The organism is Bacillus sp. 03113 (assembly GCF_006546985.1).
Lineage (GTDB): Bacteria > Bacillota > Bacilli > Bacillales > Cytobacillaceae > VATK01.
Map to the genome: position 1 here is coordinate 1 of NZ_VATK01000017.1, position 22,414 is coordinate 22,414.

At 37.1% G+C, this 22,414-nt stretch carries 23 protein-coding genes, 1 pseudogene and 1 other annotated feature; of the genes and pseudogenes, 22 read left to right on the forward strand and 2 right to left on the reverse strand.

Annotation, left to right across the window (positions count from 1 at the left end):
• Positions 1-76: 76 nt before the first annotated feature.
• The 16 genes and pseudogenes from FDO66_RS15775 to pheA all read left to right on the forward strand — a co-directional run.
• Positions 77-280 (forward strand): annotated as a pseudogene (locus FDO66_RS15775) (JAB domain-containing protein); the annotation flags it as partial.
• Positions 281-437: 157 nt separating this feature from the next.
• Complete coding sequence (locus FDO66_RS15780; protein WP_141433624.1) at positions 438-1,457, forward strand: rod shape-determining protein; 1,020 nt, start codon at positions 438-440, stop codon at positions 1,455-1,457.
• A 193-nt stretch (positions 1,458-1,650) separates the two neighbouring features.
• Positions 1,651-2,538, forward strand: coding sequence for a rod shape-determining protein MreC (mreC, locus tag FDO66_RS15785; RefSeq protein ID WP_141433625.1), 888 nt, complete (start codon positions 1,651-1,653; stop codon positions 2,536-2,538).
• Positions 2,535-3,053: a rod shape-determining protein MreD gene (gene mreD, locus FDO66_RS15790; RefSeq protein WP_141433626.1), complete on the forward strand. Its 519-nt coding sequence runs from the start codon at positions 2,535-2,537 to the stop codon at positions 3,051-3,053. The genes mreC and mreD overlap by 4 nt, the downstream gene beginning before the upstream one ends.
• A 272-nt stretch (positions 3,054-3,325) precedes the next feature.
• Positions 3,326-4,009 carry a septum site-determining protein MinC gene (gene minC, locus FDO66_RS15795; RefSeq protein ID WP_141433627.1) on the forward strand — a complete coding sequence of 228 codons (684 nt, stop codon included), beginning with the start codon at positions 3,326-3,328 and terminating at the stop codon, positions 4,007-4,009.
• Between the two features lies 1 nt (position 4,010).
• Positions 4,011-4,814 (forward strand): septum site-determining protein MinD, encoded by an 804-nt coding sequence (gene minD / locus FDO66_RS15800; protein WP_141433628.1) that lies wholly within the window; start codon positions 4,011-4,013, stop codon positions 4,812-4,814.
• 143 nt (positions 4,815-4,957) lie between these two features.
• A complete protein-coding gene (locus tag FDO66_RS15805; RefSeq protein ID WP_141433629.1) occupies positions 4,958-5,737 on the forward strand; it encodes a M23 family metallopeptidase in 780 nt (259 codons plus the stop codon).
• Positions 5,730-6,596 carry a M50 family metallopeptidase gene (locus FDO66_RS15810; protein WP_141433630.1) on the forward strand — a complete coding sequence of 289 codons (867 nt, stop codon included), beginning with the start codon at positions 5,730-5,732 and terminating at the stop codon, positions 6,594-6,596. The genes FDO66_RS15805 and FDO66_RS15810 overlap by 8 nt, the downstream gene beginning before the upstream one ends.
• 55 nt (positions 6,597-6,651) lie before the next feature.
• Positions 6,652-8,106, forward strand: coding sequence for an Rne/Rng family ribonuclease (locus FDO66_RS15815; protein WP_309475289.1), 1,455 nt, complete (start codon positions 6,652-6,654; stop codon positions 8,104-8,106).
• A gap of 120 nt (positions 8,107-8,226) precedes the next feature.
• Positions 8,227-8,307, forward strand: a sequence feature (ribosomal protein L21 leader region).
• A gap of 14 nt (positions 8,308-8,321) precedes the next feature.
• Complete coding sequence (gene rplU / locus FDO66_RS15820; protein ID WP_141433632.1) at positions 8,322-8,630, forward strand: 50S ribosomal protein L21; 309 nt, start codon at positions 8,322-8,324, stop codon at positions 8,628-8,630.
• A 12-nt stretch (positions 8,631-8,642) separates the two neighbouring features.
• Positions 8,643-8,975 (forward strand): ribosomal-processing cysteine protease Prp, encoded by a 333-nt coding sequence (locus tag FDO66_RS15825; RefSeq protein ID WP_141433633.1) that lies wholly within the window; start codon positions 8,643-8,645, stop codon positions 8,973-8,975.
• 12 nt (positions 8,976-8,987) lie between these two features.
• Positions 8,988-9,278 (forward strand): 50S ribosomal protein L27, encoded by a 291-nt coding sequence (gene rpmA, locus FDO66_RS15830; RefSeq protein ID WP_141433634.1) that lies wholly within the window; start codon positions 8,988-8,990, stop codon positions 9,276-9,278.
• 127 nt (positions 9,279-9,405) lie between these two features.
• The gene (locus tag FDO66_RS15835) at positions 9,406-9,939 is read left to right on the forward strand and encodes a Spo0B C-terminal domain-containing protein (protein WP_141433635.1); all 534 of its coding nucleotides are present in this window, start codon (positions 9,406-9,408) and stop codon (positions 9,937-9,939) included.
• Positions 9,940-10,053: 114 nt separating this feature from the next.
• On the forward strand, positions 10,054-11,343 hold the full coding sequence (gene obgE / locus FDO66_RS15840) for a GTPase ObgE (protein ID WP_141433636.1): 1,290 nt from the start codon (positions 10,054-10,056) through the stop codon (positions 11,341-11,343).
• 28 nt (positions 11,344-11,371) lie between these two features.
• Positions 11,372-11,827: an ACT domain-containing protein gene (locus FDO66_RS15845; protein WP_141433637.1), complete on the forward strand. Its 456-nt coding sequence runs from the start codon at positions 11,372-11,374 to the stop codon at positions 11,825-11,827.
• 163 nt (positions 11,828-11,990) lie between these two features.
• Complete coding sequence (gene pheA / locus FDO66_RS15850; protein WP_141433638.1) at positions 11,991-12,845, forward strand: prephenate dehydratase; 855 nt, start codon at positions 11,991-11,993, stop codon at positions 12,843-12,845.
• 62 nt (positions 12,846-12,907) lie between these two features.
• Here pheA and FDO66_RS15855 read toward each other — a convergent pair whose 3' ends face one another.
• Together FDO66_RS15855 and FDO66_RS15860 are read right to left on the reverse strand one after the other, a co-directional pair.
• Entirely contained in the window at positions 12,908-13,447 is a 540-nt protein-coding gene (locus FDO66_RS15855) for a transcription repressor NadR (RefSeq protein WP_141433639.1), read from the reverse strand.
• A gap of 74 nt (positions 13,448-13,521) precedes the next feature.
• The gene (locus FDO66_RS15860) at positions 13,522-14,646 is read right to left on the reverse strand and encodes an IscS subfamily cysteine desulfurase (protein ID WP_141433640.1); all 1,125 of its coding nucleotides are present in this window, start codon (positions 14,644-14,646) and stop codon (positions 13,522-13,524) included.
• A gap of 217 nt (positions 14,647-14,863) precedes the next feature.
• Here FDO66_RS15860 and nadB point away from each other — a divergent pair, with 217 nt between their 5' ends.
• The 6 genes from nadB (at position 14,864) to FDO66_RS15890 (ending at position 22,381) form a co-directional block, all read left to right on the forward strand.
• Positions 14,864-16,450 (forward strand): L-aspartate oxidase, encoded by a 1,587-nt coding sequence (gene nadB, locus FDO66_RS15865; RefSeq protein ID WP_141433641.1) that lies wholly within the window; start codon positions 14,864-14,866, stop codon positions 16,448-16,450.
• Positions 16,419-17,255 (forward strand): carboxylating nicotinate-nucleotide diphosphorylase, encoded by an 837-nt coding sequence (gene nadC, locus FDO66_RS15870; RefSeq protein ID WP_141433642.1) that lies wholly within the window; start codon positions 16,419-16,421, stop codon positions 17,253-17,255. Before nadB ends, nadC begins: the two co-directional genes overlap by 32 nt.
• A gap of 28 nt (positions 17,256-17,283) precedes the next feature.
• Positions 17,284-18,390, forward strand: coding sequence for a quinolinate synthase NadA (gene nadA, locus FDO66_RS15875; RefSeq protein ID WP_141433643.1), 1,107 nt, complete (start codon positions 17,284-17,286; stop codon positions 18,388-18,390).
• 253 nt (positions 18,391-18,643) lie between these two features.
• Entirely contained in the window at positions 18,644-20,722 is a 2,079-nt protein-coding gene (gene safA / locus FDO66_RS15880; RefSeq protein WP_181444608.1) for a SafA/ExsA family spore coat assembly protein, read from the forward strand.
• Complete coding sequence (locus FDO66_RS15885; protein ID WP_141433645.1) at positions 20,712-21,713, forward strand: phosphotransferase; 1,002 nt, start codon at positions 20,712-20,714, stop codon at positions 21,711-21,713. The genes safA and FDO66_RS15885 overlap by 11 nt, the downstream gene beginning before the upstream one ends.
• 98 nt (positions 21,714-21,811) lie before the next feature.
• Positions 21,812-22,381, forward strand: coding sequence for a hypothetical protein (locus FDO66_RS15890; protein WP_141433646.1), 570 nt, complete (start codon positions 21,812-21,814; stop codon positions 22,379-22,381).
• Positions 22,382-22,414 lie beyond the last annotated feature (33 nt).

Genomic DNA, 22,414 nt, shown 5'->3' on the forward strand with positions numbered 1-22,414 from the left:
GAGTACGTACGGTTTGGAGGGGAGTTCTTGGAAACCTACTTAGGTAACTAAGCAAGGCGCCGGGTACTTACCCTACTACAAAGAAGCCTTTCGCAGATCAGCAGCTTCCATTATTTGTATCCATAATCATCCCTCCGGAGATCCCGCACCTAGCAGAGAAGATATAGAGGTGACCAAGCGATTACATGAATGTGGAAAAATCATAGGAATCGACCTTCTCGATCACTTAATCATTGGAGAAAATAAATTTGTCAGTTTAAAGGAAAAAGGTTATTTATGATACTATGATTTTCTGCAACGTTAGTCTATAATATTACTTATGGTTTTTTGACATAAATAGGTCATTTTTGAAAAATGACAACTAATAAATAAAGAAAAATAAATGGAATGACCTTATTTTATTAAGCAATACGTATCAGAAAGGGAGATACAAAATTATGTTTGGAATTGGTACAAGAGACCTTGGAATTGATTTAGGAACAGCAAACACACTCGTATATGTAAAAGGCAAGGGGATTGTTGTAAGAGAGCCCTCAGTTGTCGCTTTACAGACGGATACGAAAAATATTGTAGCAGTTGGAAATGACGCTAAAAATATGATTGGCCGAACACCGGGGAATGTTGTTGCACTGCGTCCGATGAAGGACGGTGTCATCGCAGATTATGAAACAACCGCTACAATGATGAAATATTACATTCGACAAGCGATTAAAAGTGGAATTTTCTCAGGAAAGCCTTATATAATGGTATGTGTACCTTCAGGAATTACAGCGGTTGAAGAGCGTGCTGTTATTGATGCAACACGCCAAGCGGGTGCAAAAGATGCTTTTACAATTGAAGAGCCATTTGCAGCTGCGATTGGTGCAAATCTTCCTGTTTGGGAGCCAACTGGAAGTATGGTAGTGGATATCGGCGGGGGTACAACAGAGGTGGCCATCATTTCATTAGGAGGGATTGTAACAAGCCAATCCATTCGAATTGCAGGAGATGAAATGGATGATGCGATTGTTAACTATATTAGAAAAACGTATAATCTAATGATCGGTGATCGTACTTCTGAAGCCATTAAAATGGAGATTGGATCGGCAGGGAATCCAGAGGGTATTGAAAATATGGATATCCGTGGCAGAGACTTGCTTACTGGATTGCCTAAAACCATTCAAATTACAGCTGCTGAAATTGCAGGAGCCCTTCACGATACAGTGTATGCAATCGTTGAGGCTGTAAAAAATACGCTGGAAAAAACTCCTCCAGAATTAGCTGCGGATATTATGGATAGAGGAATTGTGTTAACCGGCGGTGGTGCATTACTTCGCAATTTGGACAAGGTGATTACGGAAGAAACACAAATGCCTGTATTAATTGCTGAAAGTCCTCTTGATTGTGTGGCAATTGGGACAGGAAAAGCATTAGACCATATTCATTTATTTAAAAACAAATCTAGAGATTCACGCTAAAAAGCTTATATAACAAGAAGAAAATTAAGTTGCAATTCCCACTTTGCAAAACTAGTACGATTTAAGATTTTACTGTCTAAAAATGAATATCGCTTAATGTAAAAGAATGACCTTTCAGTCATTCTTTTACATTAAAGTTCTTATGTTTCATTCATTCATCAGCATACAAATAAAAAAATTTGAGGTGTCATAAATGCCACAGTTCTTTTTGAATAAACGCCTGATAATTTTGCTTGTCAGCATTATTATTCTCGTGGCATTAATAGGGTTTTCATTGAGAGATCGTAAACAACTAACTTGGCCAGAGCAATTTGTAAAAGATACGACAGGCTGGGTTCAAACCCTTGTGTCAAGACCGGCTCATTATATTGCTGGAGTATTTCGAAATATGGATGATTTACAAAATACATATAAAGAAAATAAAAAACTTAAAGCAAAATTAGATGAGTTGGCACAGCTAGAATATCAGGTACAAAGCTTAAAGAAAGACAACGATGAACTACGTAAAATATTAGATATACAAGATTCATTAAGTGATTTTGAAATTACTCAAGCTACAGTAATAGGAAGAAATCCAGATCGTTGGCAAAGGAACGAGCTATTAATTATCAACCAAGGAACGACACACGGTGTAGAAAAAGATATGGCTGTTATTTCGTCAAATGGTAGTTTAATCGGAAAAGTAAAAAATAGTCAGCCGTATACATCAACTGTTCAATTATTAAGTTCAATGGATCCAACGAATCGAATCTCTGCATCGATTGATGGAAGCAGTGTAATGGGGCTTATTCAAGGCTATGATAAAGATAAGGGTCTTCTACTTCTAAAAGATATTCCAAATGGTGAAACAGTTAATAAGGATCAATTGGTAGGTACTTCTGGATTAGGCGGCGTATTTCCTGAAGACATTTTTATTGGGACAATTGTAGATGTGGAACCTGATGACAATGGCTTAACTCAAACTGCTTATGTGAAGCCTGGAGCAAATTTTTATGACCTTGAACATCTTATGGTTGTAAAAAGAGTTATGACCCAGCCAAATAAAAAAGATATGGCTGAAGGCGAGGAGAAGAATCTGTGAGAAGATTACTGCTTCCGCTTTTACTCTTATTTGTTTTTATCCTCGAAAGCATCTTTGTAGAATTATTGCCTGCCGAGCTATTTCACAGCAATCGAATATTAGTACCACATTTTTTAATGATCTTCCTCCTGTTTCTAACGATATACGGTAATGAGAAGCATGGATATGTATATAGCTTTATCTTTGGTTTGTTGTTTGATGTTGTGTATACTGAAGTAATTGGAATTTATTTATGTATCTATCCGTTAATTGCTTATATTTGCACGAAGCTGATGAAGATCCTTCAGACAAATCTAGTAATGGTTTCATCTGTAATTATGCTAGGAGTGGTTCTCCTTGAATTCGGAGTCTATGGGATTGTCTTTTTGCTTCATCGGACGGATCTGGTTATTACAAACTTTATTCAAATTCGTTTATTTCCAACTTTTATTTTGAATATAGCCTTTTTAATAATTGTTGCCGTCCCATTAAAACGGTTTTTTGATAAATACGCTTCTGAATTAAGAAATGACTAACCCGATAAGGGGAGTGTGTTTTTAGAAGACTCCCCACATGATAACAAATGTACATAAATAGATCGAAAAGATAAAACTTAAACGAATAAAACAAATTAGTGATAAAGTAATTGTTTTTTCTGAACTTGATGAAGTTAGAAAAGGAATATAGAAGGTATTTGTCGAATGTATGGGTAATATTTGATGTGTTTTTTTGCAGGATCTATAGTATCTATGCTTTAAGGTTTATTTTGAACGAATGCCCCTTTCCTACCCGAGGTGAACTGCTTGAAATGAAAAAAAAACAATATGTAACGATAAAAGGAACAAAGGATGGGTTAACACTTCATCTAGACGATAATTGTTCCTATGAAGAATTAATACAAGAACTGAATGTAAAGCTTTCTGAAAACAGTTCATATTCTCCTGATGGCAGACCGCTTATTTCAGTCAAGGTGCAAGTGGGAAATCGGTATTTATCGAATGTTCAGCAAGAAGAACTGCTCCATTTGATTCACCAGAAGAAGAATTTTATGGTGGAATCGATTTATTCAAATGTTGTAACGAGAGCTGATGCAGAAAAAATGAAAGAACAAAATGAAATTGTCTCAGCAGCAAGAATCGTTCGCTCAGGACAAATATTGGAAGCATCTGGTGATTTGTTGCTCATTGGCGATGTGAATCCTGGCGGTACGGTCTTAGCGGGAGGAAATATTTTTATTCTTGGAACTTTGAGAGGGATTGCTCATGCGGGTTGTACAGGTAATAAAAAGGCAGTCATTGCTGCATCTGTGATGAAGCCTTCTCAGCTTAGAATTGATGATTGCATACATACAACTCTTGATCAATATCCTGAACAGGTTAAAAATGAAATGGAATGCGCTTTTATCGATGAAAATAATGAAATAGCAATTGATAGATTACAAGTTTTAATGCATCTTAGACCTAGTTTGACAAGATTGGAAGGGGGATACTAAGGTGGGAGAAGCAATTGTCATTACATCAGGTAAAGGAGGCGTTGGAAAGACAACGACTTCCGCTAATGTGGGGACCGCTCTTGCATTGCAAGGCAAAAGGGTTTGTTTAGTTGATACAGACATTGGGCTTAGGAATCTTGATGTTGTAATGGGACTTGAAAATCGTATTATCTATGATCTTGTGGATGTGATAGAGGGAAGATGCAAGGTCCATCAAGCCCTTGTAAAAGACAAGCGATTTGACGATCTTCTTTATCTGCTTCCAGCTGCCCAAACAAGCGATAAAACAGCAGTGAAACCAGAGCAGATGAAAAAGCTAGTTGATGATCTTAAGCAAGACTATGATTATATCATTATAGATTGTCCTGCTGGTATCGAACAAGGCTATAAAAATGCAGTAGCAGGTGCTGATAAAGCGATTGTCGTCACGACACCTGAAGTTTCTGCTGTGAGAGATGCAGACCGTATCATTGGTTTATTGGAGAAGGAAGAAAATGTTGAACCTCCAAAGCTAGTTATTAACCGTATTAGAAGCCAAATGATGAAAAATGGTGATATGCTCGATGTTGACGAGGTTACAGCTCATTTGTCTATTGATTTAATTGGAATTGTCGCAGATGATGATGAGGTTATTAAAGCTTCTAATCACGGTGAACCGATTGCGTTAAATCCGAATAGCCGAGCTTCTATCGCTTACAGAAATATTGCGCGTCGTATTTTAGGTGAAACTGTTCCTCTTCAGCATTTGGAGGAAGAAGATAAAGGTGTATTTTCGAGAATCAAAAAATTTTTTGGAGCGAAATAACTTAGTTGTTTGCTTTGCTATAGTAAGGAAAATTGCATGGGGTTTTTAACCCCATGTTTTTTTGTGCGCTTTTGTTCTTGTCATACTTTTTGAGGGTATTCATAAACTTGTACAAAGAGGTTAACGAGAATGGTGGGGAGAAGATGCGCTCAAGAAATGATGAGATAAGAAAGAGAATTGAAAAGCGAAAGAGAGAAAGAGAAAGAATCATCAAAAATATTGAAAATAGAAATCTTTGGGTGGATGATGAGGAACGTTATGGTTTTCAGAAAATGGAGCATATTGAAGGGGTTGAAAATATAAAAGAGCATCAAGAACATCCTTTATTTAAAAAAGAATGGTTCCTTTTTAAAATATTGGCTTCTGGCTGCTTAGTTTTGTTTACAGCTATTATTTTTCGAAATCATTCTGAAACGGTAAAGCCTGCAAGAGAATTTGTAATTCAGACCATGAATGAAGACTTTCAATTTGCGACTGTGTCAAACTGGTATGAACAAAAATTTGGAAAACCATTGGCTTTCCTTCCAACTTCTACAAATAAAAAAGAAAACCGTTCAGAATCAAATGATGAGCCATATGCGTTACCAGCTTCAGGAAGGATATTGGAGAATTTTAGTAAAAACGGACAAAGGATCACGATTGAAACAGGAAAAGGAGCAACAGTCGATGCGATGAATGAAGGCTTCGTAAGCTTTATAGGTGAAAAAGATGGCTTTGGAAAAACGGTGATCATACAGCATTCAGATAATAGTGAATCATGGTACGGAAATTTAGCCGATATTAACGTTCATTTATATGCATACATTGACAAAGGGGTGAAGGTAGGAAATGTTACAAATGATGGTTCGAAAGGATCCTTTTACTTTGCCATAAAAAAAGGTGATAACTTTATTGACCCCATTCAGGTGATCCAATTTGAATAGAGGGATTAAATTATTAAGATCATTTCAAATTCATCCATTACTTTGGCTGATCATGATCATTGCAGTTATCACAGGATATTTTATAGAGCTGTTTCTTTTAGTTTTCATCATTTTTATCCATGAATTAGGACATGCGTGTGTTGCAGAATTTTTTCAATGGAGGATAAAAAAAATTAATTTGTTGCCATTCGGAGGAGTTGTGGAAATGGATGAGCATGGAAATCGTCCGCTGAAAGAAGAATTTATCGTGACGATTGCAGGGCCTGTTCAGAATTTATGGTTGTTTGGCCTAGCCTTCCTCCTTTTCCAAACTTCTATTTTGCCAGAAAATATTTATTTCCTATTTATTCAATATAATTTCATGGTGCTTTTTTTTAATCTACTGCCAATTTGGCCATTAGATGGAGGAAAATTAGCTTTTATATGGTTATCACGAAATAAAGCTTTTCCTATGGCGCATCGAATGACGATTTATTTTTCTTTTATAGGCACATTCATATTTACTCTTTTCACTCTTCTATTTATGCCGCAAAATGTAAATGCTTGGCTCATCATTGGCTTCCTTCTATTTTCTCTTTATCATGAAAGAAAACAAAGCAGATATGTATTTATTCGTTTTTTGTTAGAACGATATTATGGAAAAAAGAATAATGTTTCTTCCTTAAAGCCATTAATAGTAAAGGAAGATGAGATGATTATAGATGTTCTAGAACGATTTCAACGCGGCTATAAACACCCAATTATCGTGAATAACGATGGCAAGGAAAAAGGATCACTTGATGAGAATGAATTATTACACGCTTATTTTACAGAGAAACAAATAACTTCAAGGATTGGTGATTTGTTGTATTTGTATTAAAATAGACTATAGGAATCGTATTAGCTGTAAAAGTGAGGAATATTTGTTGGAAAAAGTGATCATAAACTATACATCTAGAGAGAAGCGTTTTGCCTTTCTTAAAGAAAAAAATGTGGAAAGATTGGTTGTGAATCAACCAAGTCGAGTTTCTAATGTCGGTCATATTTATGTTGGAACAGTGGCTAAAGTCGTTCCAGGAATGAATGCGGCTTTTATTGAAATAGGAGAAGGGAAAAGCGGATTTATTCATCGAGATAAATTAGCTTCCTTTGTGGTGAACAAGCATAAAAATCGGGACAAAGGAAATCAAACAATTTCATCCTATGTTCATCAAGGTGAAAGGCTTCTTGTTCAAATTGAAAAAGATGCCACAGGTACTAAGGGACCTAGACTTACGGGAATTATCGAGTTTGCAGGCAATCATCTTATTTATATGCCAAATGGTTGTTATGTAGCTGTATCTAAGAAGATTGAAAGTCATCCAGTTAGAGAGAAGCTGCGCCGCTTTGGATATACGATTAAGAATGAAGAAGAAGGGCTTATTTTTCGAACATCCTGTGAAGGTTTAACCGATGATGAATTAATAGAAGAATTTACTTATTTACGTGAACAATACCAATTACTTATGAGTAAAGCAAAGAACATGAAAAAACCTGCAAATCTCTATAATAAAGATACGTTTTTAGATGAGCTCGATGCTTTGCTGACAAAAATGGATACAGCAGAGGTCATTGTCGATGATCTCAGTTTAATGGATAATCTTAAGAAAAGGCATATGAGTCTTGATTTTACTTTATACAACGGGAAAGAAAATATTTTTTCTGCTTTTCACGTTGAGCAGGAAATTGATAAAGCATTAAAGAGAATCGTCTGGCTTGAAAATGGAGCCTATTTAATTTTTGATGAAGGTGAAGCGTTAACGGTTATTGATGTGAATACCGGAAAATTTGAAGGAAAGCAAAATCTAGAAGATACCGTGTTGAAAACAAACAAGTTAGCTGCAATAGAGGTTGCTAGACAGATAAGGTTAAGAGATCTTGCAGGAATGATCTTAATCGACTTTATTGATATGAAGAATGATGCAGCCAGGGACCAGATTAGCAAGCAGATGGAAAAGGAATTAATGAAGGATGAAAGACGAACGAATTTGATTGGTTTTACACCGCTTGGGATTTTGCAGTTAACAAGAAAAAAAACAAAGGTATCAATTTCAGAAGCATTGATGACGAAATGTTCCGTATGTGAAGGAACAGGAAGAGTGTTAAGTGCGGAAACCATCGCCTTTCGATTAGAAAGAGAGCTGTGGGAGTATCGAAATGGGGATTTTGAAGCCGTTTTAATCGAGCTTTCAGCAGAGGTGAAGGAGTTCTTTTGTGGAGAAAAGGACATACATAAGAAGAGAATGGAAGAACTATTAGGCTTTCAATTCATCTTTTCTATTTCCTCATCACCAGCTCCCTTTTATGAGCTCCGTCAATTTGGAAATTTAAAAGATCTAAATAGGAAATAATGTTTGTTGTTTTAAGTTTGAGGATTTAAAAAATTAACCTAGACCTCCATTATGCTTATAGATTATGATTGACAGAGTTAAGAGTTTTATGATAGGATTTTCATGTTATTGTTTGTAGCGCCCATGCTACAACCGCACAGAACAGGTACATAAGCTTTTGCTGCGGCAAGACGCCTGCATATGGCGAGTCTTAGTTTACAAGGAGGTGCATTGGAATGTACGCAATTATTGAAACTGGTGGTAAGCAAATCCGTGTAGAAGAAGGTCAAGCAATCTACATTGAGAAGCTTAACGCTGAAGCTGGTGAAACGGTTACTTTTGAAAAAGTGCTTTTCGTAGGTGGAGATCAAGTAAAAGTAGGAAGCCCTGTTGTTGAAGGAGCTACTGTTACTGCTAAAGTTGAAAAACAAGGTCGTCAAAAGAAGATCATTGTTTTCAAATATAAAGCAAAGAAAAACTACCGTAAAAAGCAAGGTCATCGCCAACCATATACAAAAGTTGTGATTGAAAAAATCAACGCTTAAGGTTGAGATAGAATGATTCGAATATCTATTAACCGTAATGAAACAGGTCACATTCAATCGTTTACAGTTAGCGGTCATGCTATGTATGGAAAACATGGTGAAGATATCGTATGTGCGGGAGTATCTGCTGTATCTTTTGGTGCTGTTAATGCAATTATGTCATTAACAGGTATCAAACCAGGTATTCAGCAAGGAGAGAATGGCTTTCTTCAATGTGAGATGCCAGAAGCCCTTCCTGATGAAACTCAGGAGAAGGTGCAGCTCTTGCTTGAAGGCATGATCGTTCAGCTTCAAACAATTGAACAGGATTACGGGAAATTTATTAAATTGACCTTCAAAAAATAGGAGGTGGGACATATGTTAAGATTAGATCTTCAGTTTTTTGCTTCGAAAAAAGGAGTAGGTTCTACTAAAAACGGTCGTGATTCAATCTCTAAGCGCCTTGGTGCGAAGCGTGCGGACGGACAGTTAGTAACTGGTGGTTCTATCCTATATCGTCAGCGTGGAACGAAAATTTATCCAGGAGTAAACGTTGGTCGTGGTGGAGATGACACTCTTTACGCAAAAGTTGACGGAATCGTTAAATTTGAGCGTTTAGGCCGTGATCGTAAACAAGTAAGCGTATATCCTGTTGCACAAGAAGCGTAAATCTTGAAAATAAAAACTCTAACTTAGTAGTTAGGGTTTTTATTTTTTTCTATTACGTATACATTCTTTTTTGTTATACTAACTAGAGGCAGTTGCGTCACTTAAAAACTGTGGTAGGAGTACAAGGATGAAAAAAGACTGGAGTACGATAGAGTTACTGCGTCACTCGCGTCATGATTGGTTAAATAAGCTTCAATTAATTAAAGGCAATCTTGACTTAAATAAAATGGAGCGAGCGAAAGAAATTATTGATGAAATAGTCGTAGAAGCCATTCAAGAGTCTCGGCTTTCTAATTTAAATATTCCTCAATTTACCTCTATGCTATTAACCTACAATTGGGAAAACCATTCCTTTCAATTGGAATATGAAGTTTTGAGTGAAATAAAATCTCAAATTTTAGACGATGATAAGATTACAGCATGGACTAAGCGTTTTTTTTCATCTCTAGAAACGTCTGTCAAGTTATATCATGAGAATCATTTGTTTATTTCAATTGAACCTAGATTGGATGGAACTCGTTTCTTTTTTGAATTTAGCGGAATAATAGAAAAGATGGAAAATATAGAGCATTTTTTGTGCAGTGAATCATCAATCGCAATGAATATTGCGATTCAAGAGTTCTCAAGACAAGAAATTATTTTTGAGCTATTAATGGATTGATTGGATCATTTTAATTACCCTTCATTGGCAATGAAGGTTTATAAAAAGATTCATAAAGCAATTAAAATGGACTTGCAGTATAAAGAAGCATACTGCAGTCGGGAGGAATTTCGTATGTTTGTGGATCAAGTCAAAGTTTATGTAAAAGGTGGAGACGGAGGCAATGGGATGGTTGCATTCCGTCGTGAAAAATATGTACCAAACGGAGGACCTGCTGGCGGTGATGGCGGGAAGGGAGCGAATGTTGTTTTTGAGGTAAATGAAGGACTTCGCACCCTAATTGATTTTCGCTACCAAAGACATTTTAAAGCTCCTCGTGGCGAGCATGGGATGTCCAAAAATCAGCATGGTAAAAATGCAAAGGATATGGTTGTAAATGTTCCTCCTGGTACGGTCGTTACAGATGCAATAACTAATGAGGTTATTGCTGACCTGACAGAGCATGGGCAAAAAGCGGTAATTGCAAAAGGAGGAAGAGGCGGAAGGGGGAATACTCGTTTTGCAACTCCAGCAAATCCAGCGCCTGAGCTTTCTGAACATGGGGAGCCTGGTCAGGAGCGGGAAATTGTTCTTGAATTGAAGGTATTAGCCGATGTTGGCTTAGTTGGCTTTCCTAGTGTAGGAAAATCAACCTTGCTTTCCGTCGTTTCTGCAGCGAAGCCTAAAATTGCAGAATATCATTTTACAACGATTGCCCCTAATTTAGGAATGGTTGAAACAGAAGATGGTCGCAGCTTTGCAATGGCTGATTTACCAGGTCTAATTGAAGGAGCACATGCTGGTGTTGGATTGGGACATCAATTTTTACGTCATATTGAACGAACAAGAGTCATTGTGCATGTCATTGATATGGCGGCGATCGAAGGTAGAGATCCATATACCGATTATGTGACTATTAATCAGGAATTAAAGGAATATAACCTGCGTTTAACAGAAAGACCGCAAATTATCGTGGCAAACAAGATGGATATGCCTGATGCGAAAGAAAATCTAGAACGATTTAAAGAGCAATTGCAGGAGGATTATCCAATTTTCCCTATTTCGGCTTTAACTCGACAAGGATTAAGAGATTTATTATTTGCCATAGCGGATAAGATTGAACAAACACCTGAATTTCCACTTATTCAGGAAGAAGAAGAAACGGGTGTTCACCGTGTTCTCTATAAACATGAGAAAGAACAAACGGAATTTATCATCAATAGAGATTCAGACGGAAGCTATATTTTAACTGGAGATGCAATCGAAAGACTCTTTAAGATGACCGATTTTTCAAGAGATGAATCCGTTCGTCGTTTTGCTCGTCAGCTTCGAGGAATGGGGGTAGACGATGCATTAAGAGAAAGAGGCGCGAAAGATGGGGATATCGTAAAGCTGTTTGACTATGAGTTCGAGTTCATTGAATAGCCATGGGCAATGGGTTGGGTGAGAGATAATGAAGCAGGATAAAATCGATCAAAAGTTTTTTTTAGTAAGGGAAGATGTTTTGCCTGAAGCGATGAAAAAAACACTTGAAGCAAAAGAAATGATTGAGCGAAAAAAAGTTGAGTCCGTTTGGGAAGCTGTTCAAAAAGTAGATTTAAGCAGAAGTGCTTTTTATAAATACCGAGATACAGTATTTCCGTTTCATACGATCGTAAAAGAACGATTAATAACTTTGTTTTTTTATTTAGAGGATCGTTCCGGTACTCTTTCTCAATTATTAAGTGTTGTAGCTTCATCAGGCTGTAATGTACTGACGATTAACCAAACAATTCCCTTACAAGGAAGAGCCAATGTAACTCTCTCCTTGAACACAGCTGGAATGGAAATAGAGATAGATGGATTATTAAAAGCTTTGAGAAGGCTTGAATTTGTTGAAAAGATTGAAGTGCTAGGTACAGGAGCGTAAATAAGATCGCTCAGTATCTGGCTGATTTTTAAAAAGAACTCTTTTATATATAGATTGCTGTTTAGCACTAGTGTCTTTAATGACTCGAATCATAAGCTGAGAATGGGTTCTAATGATTGTCGCTGCTGATTAAGCACTTGTGCTTTTCTGAGGAGGAACTGTTTTGAAAATTGGCTATTTAGGACCAAAAGCAACTTTTACAGACATTGCTGTTCGAGCAATGTTTCCGAATATGAAATGTTATCCTTACTTAACTATCCCCGATTGTTTTGATGCAGTGATGAAGGATGATATTGATCTTGCTTTTGTTCCAATGGAAAATGCGTTAGAAGGATCTGTAAATATTACATTAGACTATCTAATCCATGAAGTGGATTTACCGATAAAAGGAGAAGTAACAGCTCCAATCAGACAGCACCTTATGGTTCATCCTTTAAATCAGAGCCGATTGAAGGAGATAGAATGTATATACAGTCATTCTCATGCGATTGCACAATGCTATAAATTTTTACATAAAGAATTTAATAAAGTACCTTGTAGAAATACAACTTCAACCGCTGCGGCCGCTCAATATATTAAGGATCATCCTGAGGTATTAGGAGCAGCAATTGGAAATGATTTATCTGCAAAGGAATATGGTCTTTCTATCGTTCAACATGATATTCATGATTTTAAAGATAACCATACAAGATTTATTGTTTTATCGAAAAAATCCTTTGATTTATCCTCTCAACAGGTTGCATATAAAAGAGATAAGACAACGCTTATGGTTACTTTACCGTCCATGGATCGTTCTGGTGTACTTCATCAAGTATTATCAGCGTTTGCATGGAGAAATATCAATCTCATCAAAATCGAATCAAGACCAACGAAAACAGGACTTGGCAATTATTTATTTATTATTGATATTGATCGGCAATTAGATGAAGTCTTAATACCTGGAGCCATTGCCGAGCTTGAGGCTTTAGATTGTAAAGTGAAAATTCTAGGAAGCTACCCTTGCTTTCAGTTGAAATAACCGAAAGAAGAGAATAAGGTAAAAAGACTGGCATCTACTAACAATAGCGGATGCCAGTCTTTCTATTCCTCATAAAGGATTTTTGCTTTTTTTAGTGCTTGCTCTGCTTCAGCTAGTGCTAATTCCGTAGGAGCAGAAATCGTATGAAGATGAATGCCTCCTGTTAATTCTGATAAATAGGAAGCATTTGTATATTTCACTTTTTCAAGAAATTGTTGAACTTCTTTACGATTAGAAACCATAATAGAAGCGGTTAAATCTCCATACACAGGGTGTTCAATCGTTACATCCTTTACAGTCACTCCATGATCTACTAATAGATTTAATTCCTCCTCTGTTCTTTGTGGAGGATGAGAACAAGCAATGGTTCGTTCAAAAGTAGCAGATGGTGAGGCTTGAGTTAAGTATATATAGCCCTGACTTGTTGCAATAATCGGTTCTTTTTTAGCCTTTAATAAGGTAATATCTCCTACGATTACCTGTCTGCTTACATGAGTTTTCGCAGCAAGCTCGCTACCTGTAATTGGGCTGCTGCTTTCCTTCAGTAATTTCAGCAGGGCAGTTCTTCTTTCTTCTCCGAGTAGCTTAATCTGATCCTTCATTTCCGTTTTCCCCCCTTACTCAATAGTACAATTTTATCATAATTAGATGGTGTTAAAAATTAGAGATGTTTTTTTTAATCTTGAACAATAGAAACGATTGTTTTTCCTAGTTGTTTAACATGCTCGAGTGCGGTTTCTTGTCCAAAAGAAATTCGTATAAATTCTTTCGCTTGATCATCCGGTAATCCAAGGGCCTTCATGGTTTTAGATGGACTTTGTAACCCAACTTGACAAGCACTTCCGGTTGAAATTGCATATCCTAGACGATTACATTCAAGCATGATCCATTGTCCCTCCATTCCTCTTATTCTTAAACCAACCGTCGAAGGCATTTGCTTATTTCTTGCGTCATAGATCACGATGTCCTCCTTTATGGGAGTTAGTGAGTTAATAAAGGCTTCTCGAAGCAAATGATACGTGTTTTCATTTTTTCCTATACATGATTGTATCTTTTGTGCAGCTGTTATCATCGATGCGATAGCAGGGACATTCACTGTACCTGGACGAAAGCCTTTCTCGTGAGAGCTTTCAGGGAAAAAAGCTTTCCATCCTAAAGCAGGATCAATGTATACGGCTCCAATTCCTTTTGGTCCATAAAATTTATGCCCTGAAACCGACATAGCATGTACATAATTGGCTACTTCATGGTATTGAATCTTTCCAAATGTATGAACACAATCACTGTGAAAAAGGATTTGTTTTTCTTTACAAATGATTCCAATCTCTTCTAGAGGTTGTATACTTCCAATCTCTGAATTTCCATGCTGAATAGAAAGCATAATCGTATCTTCACGAATTGCTTGTTTCAGCTTACTGATATCAATCAGGCCGTTATCATTAAAGGGTAAATAAGTTACGCTGTATCCATTGCTTTCTAATATTTTCATCGTACTATGGATTGATGAGTGTTCAGCCATTCCAGTGATGATATGCTTTCCAGCCTTTTTAGCTGCAGTTAGAAGGGAATGTATCGCTAAAAAATTGCTTTCCGATCCCCCGCTTGTAAAATAAATTCCATCTGATTTTACATGTAGGAAGCTGGACATTGCTTCCCGACAGTTTTCTAATAGCTGGCTTGCTTTACTCCCTATATTATGAAGGCTATTCGAATTCCCATAATATTCTTGTGAAGCTTTGATCAAAGCTTCACCTGCTTCTCGATCTATTGGACATGTTGCCGCATAATCAAAATATATCATGATTTAGTACTCCCCATATTCTATGTTATTTGAAGGAAACATCGAATCGCTCACGCTCTTCGTGTTTCCTTTATCTCTCCTGTCCATACGTCGCTAAACGGGCGCTTACGCTTTTCTTTTTAGAAAAAAAATGAAAAACATAAAAAAGACTTGTCAATATTTTAAAACTATGTAAATATAGGTGTCAAGACACCTGTTAATAAAGGGAGTAATTAACATGAAAAGTGCTGATGTAATTATTGTTGGAAGCGGAGTAGCTGCTTTACAGCTATCTAAAAGGCTTCGTTCTGACTTGAATGTGATAATTATCACAAAGTCTAATGTTCAAAATAGTAATTCATATAAAGCGCAGGGAGGAATTGCTGCTGCTATAGGAGAAGGCGATGATTATAGGCAGCATGCTGACGATACATTAGAAGCTGGTCGATTTCACAACGATCCAGATATAGTTATAAAAATGACAAAAGAAGCTCCTGCTTTAATTAAAGAGCTTGTTGAAGAAGGCTGCCCCTTTGACCAAGCTTCAAATGGACTTTTAATGCTCGGCATGGAAGGTGCTCATCGACAAAAGAGGATTGTTCACGGTGGTGGGGATGCTACAGGACAGAGAGTTATTGATTTCTATCTTCATCGTAAAAATAAGAAAACAACAATCATTGAAAATATGACTGTTTTTGAGCTCCTTGTGGATAAGAATCAAAATAGCTGTTTTGGGGTAAATGGAAAAAACTCTGATGGACAAATAGAATCTATTTTTGCGCCCCATGTCGTCATCGCAACAGGGGGATGCGGACAGGTGTATAGCTTTACTTCCAACGCTGAGACCGTTACAGGTGATGGGATTGCCCTTGCTTATCGAGCGGGGGCTGCGATTTCTGATATGGAATTTGTCCAATTTCATCCAACATTGCTTTACGTGGATGGAAAAGCTCAAGGATTAGTTTCTGAAGCTGTACGCGGAGAGGGAGCGAGGCTCGTATCGGAAGATTTAACGTTCATTATGGACGGGATTCATCCACAAGGTGATTTAGCTCCAAGACATGTTGTTTCTCAAACTATTTATCAATATATCAAGAATGGACAATCTGTTTATTTAGATATTTCAAGTATAAAAAATTTTCAAACCCGTTTTCCAACCGTGACACAATTATGCGAGTCAAATGGAATTGATTTAAGAAAAAATTTAATTCCAGTCGCTCCAGGAAGTCATTTTTTAATGGGTGGTATTGAAACAGATCTCTATGGAAAAACAAATATTTTAGGATTATACGCCATTGGTGAAGCGGCATGTACAGGTATTCATGGAGCCAATCGTTTAGCAAGTAATTCATTGTTAGAAGGATTGTTTTTCGGTAAAAATCTAGCTTCATGGATCAATTTACAAACAAACCAAAATAGCATTAGACAATCAATACCCTTAAAGTCTTTTGTAAAGGAAGTTCAGCCTCCATTACCAGATATATCGGAATTGAAGGAAAGAATGATGGAGTTCACAGGAATTGTCAGAACTAAACAAGGATTAGAGAGACACAAAAAATGGTTGGAGCAATTTCAAGTGAAAAAATGGCTTGAAATGGATTATTCCACTTTAACAAAGGAAGAAATAACAAAGGTTTTTATGCTTATTTCCTCTTGGCTTATAACCAGTTCTGCTTTAGACAGAACAGAAAGCAGAGGAGGGCATTTTCGTGCTGATTTTCCATACGAGGATGATTCACATTGGTTAAGAAAGAAAATAGATCATAAGAGACATAGTGAAAAGGATGGGAAGAATGAACAAATTAAAGCTACGCTTACAACTTGAGCAATTTTTTATGGAAGACATCGGAGAAAGGGATGTAACAAGCGAGCTTATTTTTTCTGAAAATGAAAAAGGAAAAATTGTTTATATTGCGAAAGAATCTGGCGTGTTTTGTGGAACTGAAGTTATTCGAACTGGTTTTGCACTGTTGGATGAAGAGGTTCAAATTGAAATGAACGTAAAAGATGGAGATCGAATTGAAAAGGGTCAGACCATTGCAGTTGTTCAAGGAACGGTTTGGACATTATTAAAAGGCGAACGAGTGACCTTAAATTTGATCCAACGAATGAGTGGAATAGCGACACAAACAGCAGAAGCGTTAAGCCTTATTTCACATTCTACAACAAGAATTTGTGATACAAGAAAAACAACGCCAGGGCTGAGGATGCTAGAGAAATATGCTGTAAGAGTTGGAGGAGGGTTTAACCATCGATTCGGCCTTTATGATGCTGTCATGATTAAAGATAATCACATTTCTTTTGCAGGATCGATCATGAATGCAGTTAATAATGTTCGTGCTTCTTTAGGTCACATGGTTAAGGTTGAGGTAGAAACGGAAACGAAAGAACAAGTCATTGAGGCAATTGAAGCAAAAGCAGATGTCATCATGTTTGATAATCGGACTCCAGCTGAAATAAAAGAATGGATTAAACTTGTACCTGAAGGAATTGTGACAGAAGCTTCAGGTGGAATTGCGATGAATAATCTTGCTGATTATGGAGATACAGGGGTGGATTATATTTCACTAGGATTTTTAACACATTCCGTTCAATCATTAGACATCAGTGTAAAGGTCACGGTCAATTAACGGGAATTAGAAAAAGGGGAGAAGAGAAATGAATATATTTCAAACAGTGGAAGCAAAGGCAAATGTTCTGCCAGAACGATATATAAATATGTCAACAAAGGAACTAGAAGAAAGGGTTATTGCTATTAAGAAAAAGCTTGGCAGTCGGTTATTTATTCCAGGGCACCATTATCAAAAGGATGAAGTCATTAAATTTGCAGATGCAACAGGAGATTCATTGGTATTAGCTCAACTATCCGCTCAAAATAAGGAAGCTGAGTATATTGTTTTTTGTGGTGTTCATTTTATGGCAGAAACGGCAGATGTCTTAACAACAAGGGAACAAAAAGTATTTTTACCGGATATGCGGGCAGGCTGTTCAATGGCAGATATGGCAGATATTTATCAAACAGAACGAGCTTGGTCTGAGCTTCAACAACTCTTTGGAGATACCATTCTTCCGTTAACTTATGTGAATTCAACCGCTGCGATTAAATCTTTTGTAGGAAGTCATGGAGGTGCGACAGTCACTTCATCTAATGCTGAAAAACTGGTTTCTTGGGCATTGACTGAAAAACAAAGACTGTTATTTTTACCTGACCAGCATCTTGGCAGAAATACGGCATATAAATTAGGCATTGATTTAAAAGAAATGGCTGTTTGGAACCCAATAACAAATGAGTTGGAATTTGAAGGGGCTATAGAAAAAGTGAAGGTAATCCTTTGGAAGGGGCATTGCTCGGTTCATGAAAATTTCACAGTAAAAAATGTGTTGGATGTTCGCGAACAGTATCCAGAAATGAAAGTTCTAGTACATCCTGAATGCAGACGTGAGGTTGTCGAACTGTCTGATTTTGCTGGTTCAACAAACTATATTATTGATATGATTGAAAAAGCCGAAGAAGGTTCCTCTTGGGCAATAGGAACTGAAATGAATCTTGTTAAAAGACTGATACAAAACCATCCTAATAAGCGAATTATTTCCTTAAATCCACATATGTGTCCATGCTTAACCATGAACAGAATTGATCTTCCACATTTAGTATGGTGTCTAGAGGCGATTGAGAATGGAGAGGAACATAACCAAATTATAGTAGAAGATGAAGTAGCAAAAAATGCAAAATTAGCATTAGATCGAATGTTAATTCAATCGTAATAATGGTTTATCCCGCATTAACGAGCAGTAAGACCCCCACTGATGGAAGTTACGCCTTATAAAAGAGGATAACCTAACACAAGTGATATTCACTTATTTTAGGTTATCCTCTTTATCTATGGAAGAAGAATCTATAGCTAATATATTCAAAACATACTTTTATGAAAATTAGCATAACTTTTAATATAGATTGTTAGCAATTTGCCCATTCCGTCATACAATGTATGGACTTATGCATAGGAGGGAAATCAGAGTGAAAATCCATATCGTACAGAAAGGGGACACTCTTTGGAAAATCGCCAAAAAGTATGGCGTGAATTTTGAAGAATTAAAAAAATTAAATTCACAGCTCAGCAACCCAGATATGATTATGCCCGGAATGAAAATAAAAGTTCCTACTTCAGGGGGATCGGTAATAAAAGAGGCTCCAAAGCCAGCATCCGAAGCGAAAATCAGCCTCGGTTCAAAAAAAGAAACCCAAAAGCTGGAGCAACCATTCGTAAAAGAAAAGCCAAAGACATTACCAATAACTGAAAAAGCTGAATTATCTAAAAAAGAACAAGTAAAAGTGACACCACAAAAGGCAGCGCCACAAAAGGCAGCACCACAAAAGGCAGCACCACAACAAGCAGCACCACAGAAAGCAGCACCACAACAAGCAGCACCACAGAAAGCAGCACCACAACAAACAGCACCACAGAAAGCAGCACCACAACAAGCGGCGCCACAGAAAGCAGCACCACAACAAGCAGCACCACAGAAAGCGGCGCCACAAAAGGCAGCACCGCAAAAACAAGCACCTCAAAAAGCGTTAGCTCAAGCTGAAGAAAAGAAGCCATTACCAAAACCGATTCCAAAAATGCCGCATCCAATGATACCAGAATCAGAAGTGCAAAATAATTATATAATGAACTTGGCTAATTTATCTGTACAGGAGCCGCCAATTCCTGGAGCACAGCTTCCGCAAAAACCAGCTAATCTTTTTCCTGAAGCTAAACCATTAAAAGAGGAAATTAAGATGGAGGATCAATCGCCCATCGAAATTCCTTTACAACAAGGAGGTTATGATCAGCCGATGTATTCTAATCCAGGTTATCCGACATACCCGTTTATGTATCAACACCATCCATATGGCTATTTCCCACAGGAACAAGCACCTTTATCACCAGTGCAGGGAGCTTCTGTACCAATGGGACAATATCCCCCATATCCTGGAGGAATGCCTGGTGTAGAAAACCCAAGTGCCAGTAATTTATATGACGATGAGTCTTCTTCCGCTCCTTATGGTCCAAACTTGCCATTAATGTCACAGCAACAAGCCCCATTAGCGGCAGAAGAATCAGCACAATTGCCTCAAATGCCACAAATGGCACAATTACCGCAAATGGCAATGCCACAAATGGAACAGCTGCCACAAATGGCACAATTACCGCAAATGGCACAATTACCGCAAATGGCAATGCCACAAATGGAACAGCTGCCACAAATGGCACAATTACCGCAAATGGCACAAATGCCACAAATGGAACAGCTGCCATACATGGCACAATTACCGCAAATGGCACAAATGCCGGAAATGGAACAGCTGCCATACATGGCACAATTACCGCAAATGGCACAAATGCCACAAATGGAACAGCTGCCACACATGGTACAATTACCGCAAATGGCACAAATGCCGGAAATGGAACAGCTGCCATACATGGCACAATTACCGCAAATGGCACAAATGCCACAAATGGAACAGCTGCCACACATGGCTCAACTACCGCATGCATATCCAGCATATTCACCTACTATGCCTGTCCCATATCCACCATATCCACCAGTTCATCACGGCATTCCTTTTCCAGGCTATGGTCATCCGATTCCATCACCATATGGACAAATGCCCTATAATTTTCCGCCATCTGGACAGATGCCACAAGTAGCAGGTGTTATGGATGATGCCCAAAAGCCTTTAGCACCATTACACAGTCAAATGCCATCATCGATACAACCATTGGAAGACGATTGTGGATGTGGAGGACCAAAATTCCCTTCATATGGGCAATATCCTAAAAGTCAGGCACCACTTCCAGCAACTCAAGGCTATATGGGAAGCGGCAATGAGCCAAATTCTCCTCCTCCTTATGCAGGAATGTATAGAGCGGAACCAAATCCTGAAGTGTTTGGACCAGGAGGGAATGCACCTATATATAGCGCGCCGTATACACAGCAATCGCAATTTGCACAACCTCCTTATATGAGTCCATATGGTTACGGAATAGTTCCTAATGCACCTTTTGGAGCACCTAACTTTGAGGATGAGAGCAGTGCATATGATGATTAATGATAAAAGAGACGATTTATTTTCAAATCGTCTCTTTCATTTTCTAAAAAAGAACATTCCTTTTCATTTAGAATCAATAAAGCTTATTCGAAAAAATGTTTTTTTTATCGAATCTAATAATAAACCATTTATTGTAAAAAAGTTTCGAACGCATAGTAGATTAAGCCTACAAAAAGCTTTTACGGCATCCTTGAAACGAAATGGCTTCCATCAAACATATCAGTTTTATATGTTTGATGAGGAATCTCCTCTTTATTTTGAGGGAAATTATTATGGATGTATTGAATATATTCAACCATCCTCAGCTCCCTTTTCCTACAAAAGCTGGGAGGATTGTAATGATGGTTTACAGTTGTTAAAAAAATATCATCTTACATCAGCAAAACTAATTAATCGTTATCAAAATAATCTTTCTTCCCATCAGCTATTAGAAAAATGGTATGAAAGAACGATGTTGTTTATAAATAATATTCCTATTATACAACAGTTCCTTCCTAGAAATGTGATCCAAGAATTAATGAAATGGGCCCGATGGTCATTAAATGGACTAAAAGGGGACATTAACTATTTTCAAATGAGTAATCAAGTGATATTACATGGAGATGTCGCTCATCATAATTTTCTAAGATCTAAAAATAAAGACCTTTTCTTAATTGATTTTGACTTAATTAATATAGGACCTGAATGTGTTGATTATCTTCAATATGCAAACAGAATTTTACCTTTCCTTAATTGGTCCTTTGAAAAGCTAACAGAGCTAAAAATTATCGAACCATTTTTACATCAAAAAAGCTTTCTTTATGGATTAGGATATCCAGCTGATTTATTAAGAGAATGGAATCGAATAATTCGAGAGAACAATTTGAAAGATACAACAATATTTCAGCTTCTTTTAGAGTTTACTTTAAATCAGTTTGAAAAAAGAAAATTGTTTTTTCAGCAAATAAAACAGATGAATCAAAACGATGAATGGACAAATCTACCTGAATGAATCGAACCTGATCCTGACAAGCTAAATGTAAAGGGACCTATGGCTTTGTTTTTTTTCTAGGTCACTTTCTTGTTTCATTAGCGAAGGGGGAGTTCGGATTGAATTTTAAGAAGATGACACTCTTGCCGCTTTCTGCTTTGGCTGTAATTGGCATAGCGGGATGTGGGGCTAATAAAGATGCTGCTATTCAGGATCGTTATACAGATATGACTCAGCCAATTGGGTATTATTCCAATGAAAAGCATGATAATAATCGTGGAAATGTAACGATTTTAGATCAACGAGATAATGATGGCCCCGTAACTGAAATCATGGACCATACCTTTGGTGATGAAGGTAGAACAAATAATATCCGCGGGTATGACTTAAATGCAAGAAATGGGATTTCAAATGAACCGTTTAGAATCGATAATCGACCACTTCCAGATGGAAATAATCGAATTTCAGATGCAAATAAATTAGCTCGGAAAATTGAGGCAGCAACAGAATCAGTAGAAAATGTAAAAAATGCTCGCGTTCAGATGAATCGAGACAAAGTGATCATTTATGTTGATTATGTAAATAATGATTTGATAAAGAAAACCGAAATGGATATCAATCAAATTGTTATGCCATATGTAGGTAAAAAAGTGGTGAAAATTACAAATGATCAAAGGAATATTCGGTAAATACAGCTTTAAAATAAATGTTAAATGAATCTT